Source organism: Flexivirga sp. (genome assembly GCF_051955415.1).
Classification (GTDB): domain Bacteria; phylum Actinomycetota; class Actinomycetes; order Actinomycetales; family Dermatophilaceae; genus Flexivirga.
The window spans coordinates 1-14,060 of sequence record NZ_JBQCGS010000016.1 but is presented as its reverse complement, the minus strand read 5'-3'; the positions used below and the strand labels follow the sequence as shown (position 1 = coordinate 14,060).

14 protein-coding genes and 1 pseudogene are annotated in these 14,060 nt (G+C 68.4%); 8 read left to right on the top strand and 7 right to left on the bottom strand.

From position 1 onward, the window contains the following. Positions 1–50: 50 nt before the first annotated feature. From ACTHL4_RS02800 to ACTHL4_RS02790, 3 genes are read left to right on the top strand one after another with little or no spacing between them, the layout of a single operon-like run. Positions 51–620 carry a YqgE/AlgH family protein gene (locus tag ACTHL4_RS02800; protein WP_440281215.1) on the top strand — a complete coding sequence of 190 codons (570 nt, stop codon included), beginning with the start codon at positions 51–53 and terminating at the stop codon, positions 618–620. Between the two features lie 43 nt (positions 621–663). Then, positions 664–975 (top strand): DUF3039 domain-containing protein, encoded by a 312-nt coding sequence (locus ACTHL4_RS02795; RefSeq protein WP_440281214.1) that lies wholly within the window; start codon positions 664–666, stop codon positions 973–975. A 50-nt stretch (positions 976–1,025) separates the two neighbouring features. Then, positions 1,026–2,780, top strand: coding sequence for a DEAD/DEAH box helicase (locus ACTHL4_RS02790; protein ID WP_440281213.1), 1,755 nt, complete (start codon positions 1,026–1,028; stop codon positions 2,778–2,780). 1 nt (position 2,781) lies between these two features. On the opposite strand, the gene ACTHL4_RS02785 is transcribed toward ACTHL4_RS02790, so the two are convergent. Next, complete coding sequence (locus ACTHL4_RS02785; protein WP_440281212.1) at positions 2,782–3,255, bottom strand: Lrp/AsnC family transcriptional regulator; 474 nt, start codon at positions 3,253–3,255, stop codon at positions 2,782–2,784. Between the two features lie 101 nt (positions 3,256–3,356). On the opposite strand from ACTHL4_RS02785, the gene hppD reads away from it, so the two are divergent. Beyond that, positions 3,357–4,562: a 4-hydroxyphenylpyruvate dioxygenase gene (gene hppD, locus ACTHL4_RS02780; protein ID WP_440281211.1), complete on the top strand. Its 1,206-nt coding sequence runs from the start codon at positions 3,357–3,359 to the stop codon at positions 4,560–4,562. A 6-nt stretch (positions 4,563–4,568) separates the two neighbouring features. On the opposite strand, the gene ACTHL4_RS02775 is transcribed toward hppD, so the two are convergent. The 4 genes from ACTHL4_RS02775 to ACTHL4_RS02760 form a co-directional block, all read right to left on the bottom strand. Continuing rightward, on the bottom strand, positions 4,569–5,417 hold the full coding sequence (locus ACTHL4_RS02775; protein ID WP_440281210.1) for a class I SAM-dependent methyltransferase: 849 nt from the start codon (positions 5,415–5,417) through the stop codon (positions 4,569–4,571). Positions 5,418–5,500: 83 nt separating this feature from the next. Then, entirely contained in the window at positions 5,501–6,814 is a 1,314-nt protein-coding gene (locus ACTHL4_RS02770) for a DUF222 domain-containing protein (protein WP_440281209.1), read from the bottom strand. 133 nt (positions 6,815–6,947) lie between these two features. Next, on the bottom strand, positions 6,948–7,250 hold the full coding sequence (locus ACTHL4_RS02765; protein WP_440281208.1) for a hypothetical protein: 303 nt from the start codon (positions 7,248–7,250) through the stop codon (positions 6,948–6,950). 15 nt (positions 7,251–7,265) lie between these two features. Then, complete coding sequence (locus tag ACTHL4_RS02760) at positions 7,266–7,739, bottom strand: DUF2269 family protein (RefSeq protein ID WP_440281207.1); 474 nt, start codon at positions 7,737–7,739, stop codon at positions 7,266–7,268. Between the two features lie 213 nt (positions 7,740–7,952). Between ACTHL4_RS02760 and ACTHL4_RS02755 the strand changes: the two genes are divergently transcribed. Both ACTHL4_RS02755 and ACTHL4_RS02750 read left to right on the top strand, forming a co-directional pair. Continuing rightward, the gene (locus ACTHL4_RS02755; protein WP_440281206.1) at positions 7,953–9,656 is read left to right on the top strand and encodes an APC family permease; all 1,704 of its coding nucleotides are present in this window, start codon (positions 7,953–7,955) and stop codon (positions 9,654–9,656) included. Between the two features lie 110 nt (positions 9,657–9,766). Next, positions 9,767–10,678 carry an RDD family protein gene (locus ACTHL4_RS02750; RefSeq protein ID WP_440281205.1) on the top strand — a complete coding sequence of 304 codons (912 nt, stop codon included), beginning with the start codon at positions 9,767–9,769 and terminating at the stop codon, positions 10,676–10,678. Here the strand turns inward: ACTHL4_RS02750 and fahA are convergent. Next, positions 10,650–11,876: a fumarylacetoacetase gene (fahA, locus tag ACTHL4_RS02745; RefSeq protein WP_440281204.1), complete on the bottom strand. Its 1,227-nt coding sequence runs from the start codon at positions 11,874–11,876 to the stop codon at positions 10,650–10,652. The two genes, ACTHL4_RS02750 and fahA, sit on opposite strands and share 29 nt — an antisense overlap. Before the next feature lie 11 nt (positions 11,877–11,887). Next, positions 11,888–12,076 carry a hypothetical protein gene (locus tag ACTHL4_RS02740; RefSeq protein WP_440281203.1) on the bottom strand — a complete coding sequence of 63 codons (189 nt, stop codon included), beginning with the start codon at positions 12,074–12,076 and terminating at the stop codon, positions 11,888–11,890. Positions 12,077–12,179: 103 nt separating this feature from the next. Here ACTHL4_RS02740 and ACTHL4_RS02735 point away from each other — a divergent pair, with 103 nt between their 5' ends. Then, positions 12,180–13,409 carry a homogentisate 1,2-dioxygenase gene (locus ACTHL4_RS02735; RefSeq protein ID WP_440281202.1) on the top strand — a complete coding sequence of 410 codons (1,230 nt, stop codon included), beginning with the start codon at positions 12,180–12,182 and terminating at the stop codon, positions 13,407–13,409. Positions 13,410–13,527: 118 nt separating this feature from the next. Beyond that, positions 13,528–14,060 (top strand): annotated as a pseudogene (locus ACTHL4_RS02730) (bifunctional metallophosphatase/5'-nucleotidase); the annotation flags it as partial.

Genomic DNA, 14,060 nt, shown 5'->3' with positions numbered 1-14,060 from the left:
GCTGACCCCGGTCGCAGCAGAGCCCCGGGTCGGTCACCCATAATGGGTGGGTGACCGACCTGACCGGACGACTCCTCGTCGCAGTGCCCCGCGAGGAGTCCGAGTCGGCCGAGGACGACGTCTTCAACCGCAGCGTCGTGCTGGTTCTGCACCACGACGGGGACGGTGCACACGGTCTGATCCTCAACCGGCCGTTGGTCGCCGGGGTCGACTCGGTCCTGCCGGGATGGCAGGAGCATGTGTCGACCCCGGACTGCATCTTCCAGGGGGGCCCGGTCTCCTTGGACACCGCGCTGGCGCTCGCCGTCGCCGAGCGCACGGAGGACGAATCCCTCGGCATCCGAAAGCTGTTCGGCGATCTGTGTCTGGTCGACCTGGACGCGCCCCCGCCGATCGTCGCACCGGTTGTCGGCAGCCTGCGGATCTACGCCGGGTATGCCGGCTGGGCCGAGGGCCAGCTCGAGGGAGAGATCGAGGACGGCATGTGGTTCGTGGTCGACGCGCAGACCGGCGACGCCTTCAGCGGTGATCCCGGACAGCTGTGGTCACGCGTACTGCGCCGGCAGCGCAGCGCGATGTCGTTCGCGGCGACGTTCCCGACCGACCCGGACCTGAACTGACGAGGAGCCGGGCCCTCAGCCGTGCCAATTACACTTGGGCGGCATGAGTCCCGTTGACGATCCGGATCGGCTGTCCTCCCCGGAGGCTGCGCCGAGCACGCCGAGCACCACCACCGCGACGCTGGAGCGCACCGACGCCGAGGAGCAGTTGCAGGAGCCGGGCGACCATGAGCGCTTCGCGCACTATGTGCGCAAGGAGAAGATCATGGAGAGCGCGCTGTCGGGTGAGCCGGTGACGGCACTGTGCGGCAAGGTCTGGGTGCCCGGCCGCGACCCGGAGAAATTCCCGGTGTGCCCTACCTGCAAGGAGATTTTCGACGGGCTGCGCGCGCCGCAGGACGGCGGCGACGACTGACCTGCCCACCTCCGAGGACTGTCCGCGCCGGAGGTTAACCTGTTCCCCATATGAGTACCTCCGCCGCATCGCACCTGTCACCGGCGTTCCCAGGTAAGGCGGCGTGGGGGACCGCGGGCAAGCTACGGGCCTGGCAGGCCGCGGCGTTGGAGCGTTATCTGACCGACCAGCCGCGTGATTTTCTCGCGGTGGCCACCCCGGGCGCGGGGAAGACGACCTACGCGTTGCGGCTGGCCACGGAGCTGCTGCAGCGGGGGATCGTCGAGCAGATCACCATCGTGGCGCCGACCGAACACCTCAAGACGCAGTGGGCCGATGCGGCGTCCCGGGTCGGCATACACATCGATCCGCGGTTCACGAATGCTCAGGAGCAGCACGCTGCCGACTTCGACGGCGTCGCGGTCACCTACGCGGGCGTGGCCAGCCGGCCCGCGCTGCACCGCAAGCGCACCATGAGCAAGCCCACCCTGGTGATCCTCGACGAGGTGCACCACGGCGGTGACACCAAGTCGTGGGGCGACGCGATGCGCGAGGCCTTCGAGCCGGCAGTGCGCCGGATCTGTTTGACCGGCACGCCTTTTCGCTCGGACACCGCACCGATCCCGTTCGTGCGTTACGAGGAGGGCGCGGACGGCATACGCCGTTCGGCCAGCGACTTCACCTACGGTTACGCCGACGCGCTGCGGGACGGTGTCGTGCGGCCGGTGCTCTTCATGGCGTATGGCGGGGCGATGCGCTGGCGCACGTCGGCCGGCGACGAGATCGCCGCGCGTCTGGGGGAGCCGCTGACCAAGGACGCGACGGCGGCGGCCTGGCGCACCGCACTCGACCCGAGTGGTGCCTGGATCCCGGCGGTGCTGCGGGCGGCCGACAAGCGGCTGACCGAGGTGCGCCGTCACGTGCCCGACGCGGGCGGTCTGGTGATCGCCGCCCATCAGACTGCCGCACGGGCTTACGCGCGGATCCTGCACGAGATCACCGGCATCCGACCCACGGTGGTGCTGTCCGACGACAGCGGCGCCTCGACCCGCATCGAGGAGTTCGCGCAGTCGGAGGACCGGTGGATGGTGGCCGTGCGGATGGTGTCTGAGGGCGTCGACGTGCCGCGTCTGGCGGTGGGTGTCTTCGCCACGTCCACCTCGACACCGCTCTACTTCGCCCAGGCGGTGGGGCGTTTCGTCCGGGCCCGCCGCCGTGGTGAGACGGCCACGGTCTTCCTGCCGACGGTGCCCACCATCATGGAGCTCGCGGCGTCGATGGAGAAGGAACGCAACCACGCGCTGGATCGGCCTGAGCAGGCTGAGGATTCGATCTGGGACGAGGAAGAGGGCCTCATCGAGGAGGCCAACCGGGAGGAGAAGGCGCTCGGCGAGCTGGAGGGCAAGTTCGAGGCGCTGGAGTCCGAGGCGGAGTTCGACCATGTCATGTTCGACGCCCAGCAGTTCGGCCTGGGCGCGGTGGTCGGCAGCGACGAGGAAGAGGAATACCTCGGCCTGCCCGGGCTGCTCGAGCCCGACCAGGTCAGCAGCCTGCTGCGGCAACGTCAGGACAAGCAGTTGCGCAGCGGTCGCAAGCGGCCGACGGACGATCAGCCGGTGGCGGCCCACCGGGCCCTCGCGGCACAGCGCAAGGAACTCAACTCGCTCGTCGCGGCATACTCCACGAAGTCCGGCAAGCCACACGCGCACGTCCACCACGAGCTGCGGGTGAAGTGCGGCGGGCCGGCGCTGGACCGGGCCTCCTCCGAGGAGGTCAGTGAGCGGATCACCATGATCCGCAACTGGTTCGTCGGCCGCAAACGCTAGCTCAGCGGCCGCCGGTCTCCTGCACGAGCGGCAGGGTGCGGTGCCCGACCAATTCGGCCAGCGCAATCGTGGTCGAGGCGTGCACGACCAGCCCCGTCTCGACGATCTGGTCGATCACCCGTTGCAGGTCGGCGTTGTCCCGGGCGACGACCCGGGCCAGCAGGTCGCCGCCGCCGGTGATGGTGTGCACCTCGAGCACCTCGGCGATGCCGCGCAGATGCTCCACCACGGCCTGGCGGCCCTTGCGCTGCTGGATCTGCAGCGTGCAGAACGCCATCACCGGGTAGCCGAGCGCGGCGGCCGAGACCGTGGGCGCGAGCGACGAGATGACACCTCGCTCGATCAGCCGGTCCAGCCGCGCCTGCACGGTGCCCCGCGCGACGCCCAGCTTGCGCGACGCGCCCAGCACCCCGATCTGAGGCTGTTCGGTGAGCAACGCGATGAGTCGGGCGTCGAGCTCGTCAATGGTGGGCATGTTGTGCAGAATACTACGATCAGTACCGCGCAGATTGCGCATCATGATCAGGATGTGGCGGGCCGATTGCGGTGTGCTGTGACCGCGCGCACAGTGAGCACATGACAACGACGGTGAACCTCACGCCCGATGAACTCGCTGCCGGCCAGGACATGGAGCAGCTGAAGCAACTCGTCGGCCTCGTCGACTACGACGCCGACAATGACCCCTTCCCGGTGACCGGCTGGGACGCGATCGTGTTCGTCTCCGGCAACGCCACGCAGTCCGCGCTCTACTACCAGAGCGCCTGGGGCATGGAGCTCGTCGCCTACAGCGGTCCGGAGACCGGCAACCGCGACCACAAGTCGTTCGTGCTCAAGAGCGGCTCGATCCGCTTCGTCATCAACGGCGCGGTCGACCCGGACAGCCCGCTGGTGGAGCACCACCGCAAGCACGGTGACGGCGTCGTCGACATCGCGCTCGAGGTGCCCGACGTCGACAAGTGCATCGCCCAGGCCCGCACGGCCGGCGCCACCGTGGTGCGCGAGCCCGAGGACGTGAGCGACGAGCACGGCACCATCCGCATCGCCGCCATCGCCACGTATGGCGAGACGATCCACACCCTGGTCGACCGGTCGAAGTACGACGGCCCCTACCTGCCCGGGTATGTCGCGCAGTCCTCGACCGTCGAGCGCCGCGAGGGTCAGCCGAAGCGGCTCTTCCAGGCACTGGACCACATCGTCGGCAACGTCGAGCTGGGCCACATGGACGAGTGGGTCGCCTTCTACAACCGGGTCATGGGCTTCGTGAACATGGCGGAGTTCATCGGCGACGACATCGCCACCGACTATTCGGCACTGATGAGCAAGGTCGTTGCCAACGGCAACCACCGGGTGAAGTTCCCGCTCAACGAACCGGCCGTCGCCAAGAAGAAGTCGCAGATCGACGAATACCTCGAGTTCTACCGCGGCGCCGGCGCACAGCACCTCGCCGTCGCGACCGGCGACATCATCACGTCGGTGGACTGCCTGCGTGCCAACGGCGTCGAGTTCCTGGACACCCCGGACAGCTACTACGAGGACCCGGAGCTGCGCGCCCGCATCGGCGAGGTGCGCGTGCCGGTCGAGGAGTTGCAGAAGCGCGGCATCCTGGTCGACCGTGACGAGGACGGCTACCTGCTGCAGATCTTCACCAAGCCGCTCGGTGACCGCCCCACGGTGTTCTTCGAGCTGATCGAGCGGCACGGCTCGCTGGGCTTCGGCAAGGGCAACTTCAAGGCGCTCTTCGAGGCGATCGAGCGCGAGCAGGACAAGCGCGGCAACCTCTGAGGCACCTCACCGGGACGCGGCGACCACTCTCGCCAGACCGGGCAGCGCGTAGCCGGCGCCGTCACGGAAGCGCTCGGCACGCCGCTCGATCTCGGCGCGCACGTCGGCGCGGGTGCGCTCGTCCTGGCTCCGCACCGCCACCGAGATCGGGCCGGCGAAGTCACGCACCCACGACCACAGGTCGTCCGGATCGGCGAGTCGGTAGCTCAACGGGACGTCCCGCACCGAGCAGGTGGTGAAGCCGGCATCGCGCACCAGTTGCCCGGTGCCGTCGACATCGGCGAGAGCGAACATGCTGGGCTGTCCGGGCGACGGTGGCCGGAACAGTCCGCGCTCGGCCAGCACCGACCCGGGCAGCATGAAGAACGGGTTCTCCGCGGCCGCAGCGAACACGGCGAACACCAGCCGCCCGTCGGGCCGCAGCACCCGGTCGGCTTCGCGCAGGCCTTCGATCGGGTCGGCCAGCAGCATGTAGATCCAGCGTGCCGCGATCTTGTCGATGCTGCCGTCCGGGAAGGGCAGCCGGGTCACGTCCAGTTGCTCGAACGACACGGGCAGGCCATCACGTCGCGCACGGCGCTCGGCCGCCTCGATCATGCGCGCGGACAGGTCACCCGCACGGATCACGCCGGTGAAGCCGGGGCGTTGCGCGACTGCGGTGGCGATGTCGGCGGTCGGCCCGCAGGCGAGTTCGACGACGGTGTCGGTCTTCCGGAGTTCGAGCGCCCGGACCATCGTCGTGGTCAATTCGCGTGTGACGTCGGCGTGCCAGTCGCCGCGTGCGTCCCACGCGTCCGCCACGGAGTCCCACATGCCCTCCGCGTCGAACCCCACCGGGACGTCTTCCGTCGTCATGTTCTCCGTCCATCGCTGCAGATCGGCGGACGGTAGCACCGGCATCGGGGCCCACGTCGACTTGTTGCAGGCGCCGACGAGCCTCACCTGCGTGGGCGGCGGAGGCTGTGCTGCCAGGTCAGGTCGACCAGGGTGCGCTCGACATGTGATCGGGTGGGAGGCGGCAGCCCCGGCGGCGACGGAGGACGGCTCGTCATACGCAGCGTGCCTGTTGTCGTCGTGGTCCCGCCGGCAGTGCCCGTGACGCTGACGTCGGGGTGTTCCTTGGTGTAGTTGCAACGTTCGCAGAGGCCTTGGGCATTGCGTTCGGTGGTGGCGCCGCCCTCGGTGTGGGCCGTGATGTGGTCGGTATGGCGGATCGGCGCGTCGCAGTAGGGGGTGCGGCAGGTCCGGTCGCGTAGCGCGATGAAGTCGGCGAGCAGGCCGGTGTAGCAGCGGGAGGTTGACTCCATGCCGACCAGGTCACCGGTGCCGGGGTGGGCGAACAGGCGCCGGACCTGGACCACCTTGCTCGGATCCGTGGCCCAGGCGCGGACCAGGTCGGCGGGGATGGGCCCGTAACCGGGTATCTCGGCCGGGGTGTCGCCGGTGAGGGTGTCGATCGGCATGAGCAGGTTGACGTGGACGTCGATGCCGTCGGCGGAGTCGCGTCCGGTGACGCGTTGGACGAGGGTGTCGGCCATGACCTGACCGCGGGGGTGGTCGGCGGTGGCGGTCGCGTCGGCTTCGGTTGTGAGTGCGGCGTAGCAGGCGACGCCGTCCTTGACCGGCAGTAGCGCGGTCAGCCAGGTCATGCAGTCCGGGGCGGGCCGCAGGCTGACCCGGCGCTCACTTTCGGCTCTGGCGCGGCGCGCGGTGGCCGCTTGCGGGTCGACCTCATAGGCGGCTGCCCGTGCTGCGGCGACCAGTCGCCGGTGGGACACGGTGCCCAGCTCGTCGGCGATCGCGGCGTCGACGCTCGCGCGATCCTCTCGGCTCAAACAGGCCGTCGCGGCCACCAGTTCGGTGGCGTCGCGTTCGCCGATCACTCCGGCGGTCAGCGCCTGGCAGGTGTGGGGCACCTCCTCCACGACGGCGTGAGCGAGGCCCAGCAACCGGGACCCCAGGTGCGGGGAGGACCGCCGGGCGAGGGCGATGTCGGATCCGACCTTGCGTGCGGTGGTCGCGCGGTTGATCCCACGCGGGATGTCCAACTGCCGTTGCCGGTGGTGCGCTGCGACGGCCAACCGGGCCTGCCGCGCACTGATCGCGTTCTTGGCTTCCTCCAGAGCGCGCATCTCGGTCAGCATGTCGTCGCTCGTGATCGCTGCGTCGAGCCGATCCTGGAACGCGCGCACCGTGGACGCGTCGAACGCGGCGTTCCCGCCCTCGACAGTATCCATCTGCGCATCGTTCATGTGTTCGATGATATCCCGAAAACATCTGGTATGCAACGGTTTTCGTTGACGAGTGTTGTCCACATCCCTCCCGCCGAGGAGGGGGATGTGGATAACACTCGTGCACGCGCAGAGGACGATCCACGCACAGATATCACCGTCCGCGCTGCAGCTCCCACGCCGCCCGCAGCGCGTGTTGTATGGCGCCGGCGTCGCCATCCAACATCGCCTGCACCTTCAGGTGCGCCTCGTAGCGCGGCGGTATGCCGAACGTCTGCGGGTGTTCGGTGACGAGCCGCTCGCGCAGCTCGAACGCGCAACGGATCATCAGCTCATCGGCTGCGACCAGGCGCGCAATGATGCGGTCGGCGACGTACCAGGCGGGCACCTGCGCGGTGCCCTTGCGCTTGCAGCCGGGCAATGTCGCCAGGAAGTCGGCGACTTCGTCCGGTGTCATGGCAGCGGACCGGACTCAGCTACCCGGCCGGTAGACCATCAGCACGACGATGACGGCGAACAGGATGCCGACCACGCCACCGGCAGCGGCGACGCGCGCGGTCTGCGACTTCACCGCGGTCTGCAGGTCACCGGCGGCCGATCCTTCGGAGCCGGCGCGGATCGCGTCGGACGCGCGCTCCAGGGCGGGCACCAGGACCACGAACGTGATGATGACGGCGACCACCCACAACAGCAGGGACAGCCAGATCCAGGTGTCGCCGAAGGAGCCGAGCTCCTTGCCGCGACGCTTCTGCGACATGAGCCCGAAGCCGAAGATCACCACCAGCACCGACGCCATCGAATAGATCTTCGCCGTCCGGGCCGACGACTCGATCGCGACCGGGTCGGCGGTGCGCAGGCCGCGGGAGGCGGTGGTGACCGCGTGCACGAGTGGCCCGACCGCGAAGATGGCGGTCAACAGGTGCAGGAAGAGCATCAACTTCAGCATGAGGGTGACCCTACTCGCCGGTCACCCGGCGGCCCGCGGCTGCCAGGTCTCAATTTGGCAGAACTTCGGTGTGCCGCTTGACCTTTCAGGACTTTTCGGGACTAGCGTGCTAACGCTCTCGGAGTGTGTCACAGTTCACAGGTTGTGGTGCTCGGCGGAGCATGACATGAAAATCGCACCGTGCATGGCAACCGAAAGGGATGATGCACAACTATGAGCGTCGATACCGACAAGGTAAACAACGTCGCCGGAGATGACCCACATCTCAAGAAGGAGTTCGGCACACTCGGCCTGCTCTTCACCGCCATCGGCTCGATCATCGGGTCCGGTTGGCTGTTCAGCTCGCTGCACGCGTCCAGCCTGGCCGGCCCGGCCGCGATCCTGTCCTGGATCGTCGGCACCATCATGTTCCTGTTCATCGGCCTCAGCTACGCCGAGCTCGGGGTGATGATGCCGCGCAGCGGTGGTGTCGCGCGCTACCCGCACTACGCGTGGGGTTCGTTCGCCAGCTACTCCTTCGGCTGGGTGACCTGGTTGGCCTGCGCCGCCGTGGCCGCCGTCGAGGTGTCGGCCGTGCTGACCTACGCCACGTCCTACGCCGGCTGGCTGGAGAACAGCGACGGCACCCTGACGCCCGCCGGTCTGGTCATCGCCATCCTGATGCTCGGCGTCTTCGTGCTGGTCAACTTCTTCGGCGTGAAGTGGTTCGCCCGGATCAACAACGTGCTGGTCTGGTGGAAGCTGTTCATGATCGTCCTGGTGATCGTCGCGATCATGATCGCGTCCTTCCACAGCGGCAACTTCACCATCGACGCCAAGGGTGGCGGCGGATTCGCCCCCAACGGCATCAAGGGCGCCATGGAAGCCATCCCGGCGGCCGGCATCGCCTTCTCGTTCCTCGGCTGGCGCCAGGGCATCGAGCTGGCCGGTGAGACCGACAACCCCAAGCGCAACGTCCCGCTGACCCTGATCGGCTCGATCCTGATCTGCGGTGCGCTCTACATCCTGCTGCAGGTCGCCTTCATCGGCGGTCTGGACCCGACCCACCTGGCCAACGACGGCTGGGCCAACGTCGGCAACGCGATCAAGACCGGCAGCGACGCCGGTAACTTCAGCCCGCTCGCCTCGATGGCCACCGTGCTCGGCATGAGCTGGCTGGCCGGTCTGCTCTACGCGGACGCGTTCATCAGCCCCGGTGACACCGGCCTGATCTACACCAGCGTCACCGCGCGCATGTCCTACGCCATGGGCCGCAACCGCAACGCCCCGGCCGTGCTGGCCAAGGTCAACGAGAACGGCGTGCCGTGGCCGAGCCTGATCCTGGCCTGGATCGTCGGCGCGATCTTCTTCCTGCCGTTCCCGAGCTGGCAGGCGCTGGTCGGCGTCGTCACCTCGCTGACCGTGCTGTCCTTCGGCAGCGGCTCGATCGCGCTGCTGACCTTCCGCAAGCAGCTGCCCAACATGGAACGCCCCTACCGCAGCCGTATGCCGTGGGTCGTCGGTCCGCTGGCGCTGCTGGCGACCAACCTGATCATGTACTGGGCCGGCTGGGACCAGGTCTGGAAGATGATGGCGGCAGTGGCCATCGGCTACGTGTTCTTGGCCATCTTCGAGGCCATGGACAAGGGCCGCTCGCCGCAGCTGGACTTCAAGCACGGCTGGTGGGTGCTGGTCTGGTTCGCCGGCATCCTGCTGGTGAGCTACCTCGGCAGCTACTCCGGCACCAGTGCCAAGGACGCGGGCGAGGCCAACGTCTACGGCTTCAACGGCGGCATCCTGGCCAACATCATCCTGACCGCCGTGATCCTCGCGCTGGCCTGGCAGTGCCAGCTGCCGGGGGAGCGCGTCGAGGCGATCCTCAACGAGACCGAGGACATCATCGAGGAGGACGAGGGCAAGTTGGCCCCCGGGGTCTGACACTGCCACTCCGCACCACGCGCCTCCCTCCCCGGCAACGGGGAGGGAGGCGCGTGGTCGTTGACGGTCGTTGACGGTCGTTGACGGTCGTGATGAGAGGATGAGCCATCATGAGCGAACGAGCGTCGGGTTGGTATGACGACCCCCAGGACCCGAGTCAGCTTCGCTACTGGGACGGCATCCTGTGGAGTGACCGGACCATGCCGAAGGTCAAGCCGAACCTCGAGCAGTCCCGCATCGGCGACGCCCGCCGGCAGTACGAAGAGGAGCAGGAACGCCGCCGCGCCGCCGAAGAGGCGGAGGCCGCCCGCTACGGGCAACGCCAGGGACAACGGCCGCAGCTGCGTCCCTACGAACAGACGCCGCACCAGCAGACCTCACAGCACTACCCGGGCGGCCAGCAGTCGCCGTACAGCCGCCAGCCGTATGTGCCGCAGCCGGTCAAGACGGCCCCGGACGGCGAGCCGACGGCGTCGTGGTGGCGCCGGTTGCTCGCCTACCTGATCGACAACGTGCTGCTGTCACTGCTGGCCTTCGCCATCTCGTGGAGCTGGCTGCATCCGTGGATCAGCACGATCATCAACTGGTACGACGACGCGATCGCCGCCGCACAGGACGGCCGGTCGCAGCCTCCGCTCCCGGGCAGCTTCTATCACGTGCCGTGGCAGTTCCCCGTTGTCGCGCTGGCGCTCTACCTGGTCTACGAGATCGGCCTCGTCGCCTGGCGCGGGCAGACCATCGGCCACCTGATCTGCGGCATCCGGGTGCGCGGGGCCGCCACGAGCACCAGGCCGTCGCTGCGTGCCGCGGCGATACGCGCCGTGGTCAAGGGCGTCGGCAACATCACCTCGCTGCTGCCGATCCTGGGGCCACTGGGCACGATCTTCACCCTGGTCGACGGGTTGATCCCGCTGGGCGACCGCAGCGCCCAGGCGTTGCACGACAAGGCCGCTCAGACGTATGTCGTCCCGGCGCGCCGCAGCAAGACCGATGTCAGCGGCTGGGGAGGATCCGGCCGCTGACCTCGCCGAGCGCGAGGCGACGGCCGCCGGCCGCCGGGGCGGTCGCGGTGATCGTCACCGTGTCACCGTCCTCCAGGAAGCTGCGAGTGGTGCCGTCGGACAGTTCCACCGGCTCTTTGCCGCTCCAGGAGAGTTCGAGCAGACTGCCGCGCTGATCGCGCGCGTCGCCGGAGACGGTGCCGGAGGCGAAGAGGTCGCCGTCGCGCAGGCCGGCGCCATTGACGGTGAGGTGCGCGAGCATCTGCGCCGGACTCCAGTACATCGCTTTGTACGGCGGTCGCGAGACGACCGTGTCGTTGAGCCGCACCTCGAGCTGCAGGTCCAGACCGAAGAGGTCATCGCCCCGCAGATACTCCAACGGCTGCGGATCCTGGGCGGGCAGAGCGGTTTTCGCCTCCTGCAAGGCCTCCATCGGGGTGATCCAGGCACTCAGCGTCGAGGCGAACGACTTGCCGAGGAACGGACCGAGCGGCACGTATTCCCAGGCCTGGATGTCGCGGGCCGACCAGTCGTTGAAGAGCGCGACACCGAAGAGGTGCTCGGCGGCCTCGTCGACCGACACGCGGGTGCCGACCTCCGTCTCACCGCCGACCACGAAACCGACCTCCGCCTCGATGTCCAACCGGACGCTGGGGCCGAATACCGGCGCCGGATCCTCCCTGCCCTTGCGCTGCCCGACCGGGCGCACGACGTCGGTGCCGGAGACGACCACGGTGCCGGACCGACCGTGGTAACCGATGGGGAGGTGCTTCCAGTTGGGTGTCAGGGCCGCGCCATCGGGACGGAAGATCGAGCCGACGTTCGTGGCGTGCTGCTCACTGGCGTAGAAGTCGACGTAATCGGCGATCCGGACCGGCAGGTGCAGCGTCACGTCGGCCAGCGGCGTGGTCGCCGCCGCCACGAGGGCCCGGCGCGCGTCGTCCTGCAGGATCGTGCGCAACCACCTGCGCGCGGCCGACCAGGACGAACGGCCCTGTCCGATGAAGGGATTGAGCGAACTGTGGTCGAACGTGCGAGCCCATTTGCGCACCCCGTCGGACGCGGCGAGCGTCGCCAACCGGATGACGTCGTCGCCCAGCCGGGTGACCACCTGGGTGCTGCCGTCGCCGGTGCTGGCCACACCGTACGGAAGGTTGTCGATGCTCCAGAGCCCGCCATCGGAATGTCCGCCGGCGGGGTGCACGTCAGGGGCGTTCATCTGGTCCTCTCTCAGATCAGGTCGAGCGCGGGCAGGCCACGGATGGCAGCACCGATGTCGGCCGCGACATCGGACGCCGGGGTGCCGCGACGCGCGCAGCGGCGGTCGATAGCCTCGGTGAGCGAGAAGTTTCCCGGAGGGAAGACGGCAGCGTCGTCGACCAACTGCGTGAACAGCGTTCGGGTGGGCACACTGGCCATGGTGCCACCGTAGTCAGCAACCCGGCCGCGCTCGCCACGGGTCACCGGCCGGCAACGGCGCACGAGGCACGAACCGAAGCACGACGGGGAAGAGGGAAGAACAATGGCGTTCTACCGATCGATGGGACAGCTGCCACGTCAGCGGCACACCGCGCTGCGTCGGCCTGACGGCAGCGTCTACTACGAGGAGTTGATGGGGGAGGAGGGCTTCTCCAGCGACTCGTCGCTGCTCTATCACCGGGGTCTGCCGTCGGCGATCTCCGACGCGAAGGCGTGGGACTTCCGCTGGTCGCTCCGGACAGAACCGAACCACCCGTTGCTGCCGCGGCATCTGAAGCTGCACGATCTCTTCGACGAGGGCGACACCGGGGTCGATGTCGTGACCGGTCGGCGGCTGGTGCTCGGCAACGGCGACGTGCGCATCTCGTATGTCGTGGCCGATGCGCCGAGTCCCTGGTATCGCAACGGGATCGGCGACGAATGCGTGTATGTCGAGCGGGGCGCGGCGCGGGTGGAGACGGTCTTCGGCGCGTTCGACGTCGCCGAGGGTGACTACCTGATCGTGCCGCGCGCGACGACCCACCGGTGGCTGCCGGTGGCCGCCGGCGACGAAGGTTTCACCGAGCCGCTGCGCGCCTACGCGATCGAGGGCAACTCGCACATCGCGCCGCCGAAGCGGTATCTCTCGCGTTTCGGCCAGTTGCTGGAGCACGCGCCATACTGCGAACGCGACCTGCGCGGCCCGCAAGGTCCGCTGCTCGCCGAGGACATCGGTGCCGAATCCGACACGCCGACAGAGGTGTACGTCAAGCACCGGGGAAACAGCGGGCAGATCGTCGGCACCGTGTACACCTACCCCTACCACCCGCTGGACGTGGTCGGCTGGGACGGCTGTCTCTACCCCTACGCGTTCAACGTCGCCGACTTCATGCCGATCACCGGCAAGGTGCATCAGCCCCCGCCCGTGCACCAGGTCTTCGAGGGCACGGGCTTCGTGGTCTGCAACTTCGTGCCGCGCAAGGTCGACTACCACGAGGCGTCGATCCCGGTGCCCTACTACCACTCCAACGTCGACTCCGACGAGATCATGTTCTACGTCGACGGCGACTACGAGGCGCGCAAGGGCTCCGGCATCGGCAAGGGCTCGATCTCCCTGCATCCCGGCGGTCACGCGCACGGCCCGCAGCCGGGCGCCTACGAGAACTCCATCGGGGTGCACCAGTTCGACGAGTTGGCGGTCATGGTCGACACCTTCCGGCCGATGGAGCTGGGCGAGGCCGGCACCGCCACTGACGACGGCAAGTACGCCTGGAGCTGGGTCGGCGGACGCTGATCCGAACAGCCCTCGCAAAGACCTCCGGCGTTTGCCGGCATTTCGCCTTCGAAGGTCGCTAGCGTGGTGCAGTTACCGGGCGTGACCCGCCCGGCGTCCCACCCCTGAAGGAGATCCCATGCACCCCGTCGTCCGACATGCCACGAGCCGCCGCCAACTGCTGGCGATGACGATGATCGGGGGTGCGGGGGTGGTCGGCGCCGCCACGGCGCCCCGGGCCGACGCTGCTCCCGGCGGCAAGGAGTTGCGGCTGACGGTGCTCGGCACCACCGACCTGCACGGGCACGTCTACAACTGGGACTACTTCAAGGACACCGAGTACGACGACGCGAAGCACAACGACGTCGGCGCCGCCAAGTGCGCCACGCTGGTCCAGGCCGTGCGCGCCGAGCGCGGCGCGCACACCTGCATCACGCTGGACGCCGGCGACACCATCCAGGGCACTCCGCTGGCGTACTACTACGCCAAGATCGAGCCGATCGGCAAGGGCGTCATACACCCGATGGCGTTGGCGATGAACCAGATCGGGTATGACGCCGCGGCGCTCGGCAACCACGAGTTCAACTACGGCATCGATCTGCTGCGGACCTTCCAGAGCCAGCTGCACCACCCGTTGCTCGGAGCGAACGCGCTGGACTGGCAGACCGGGAA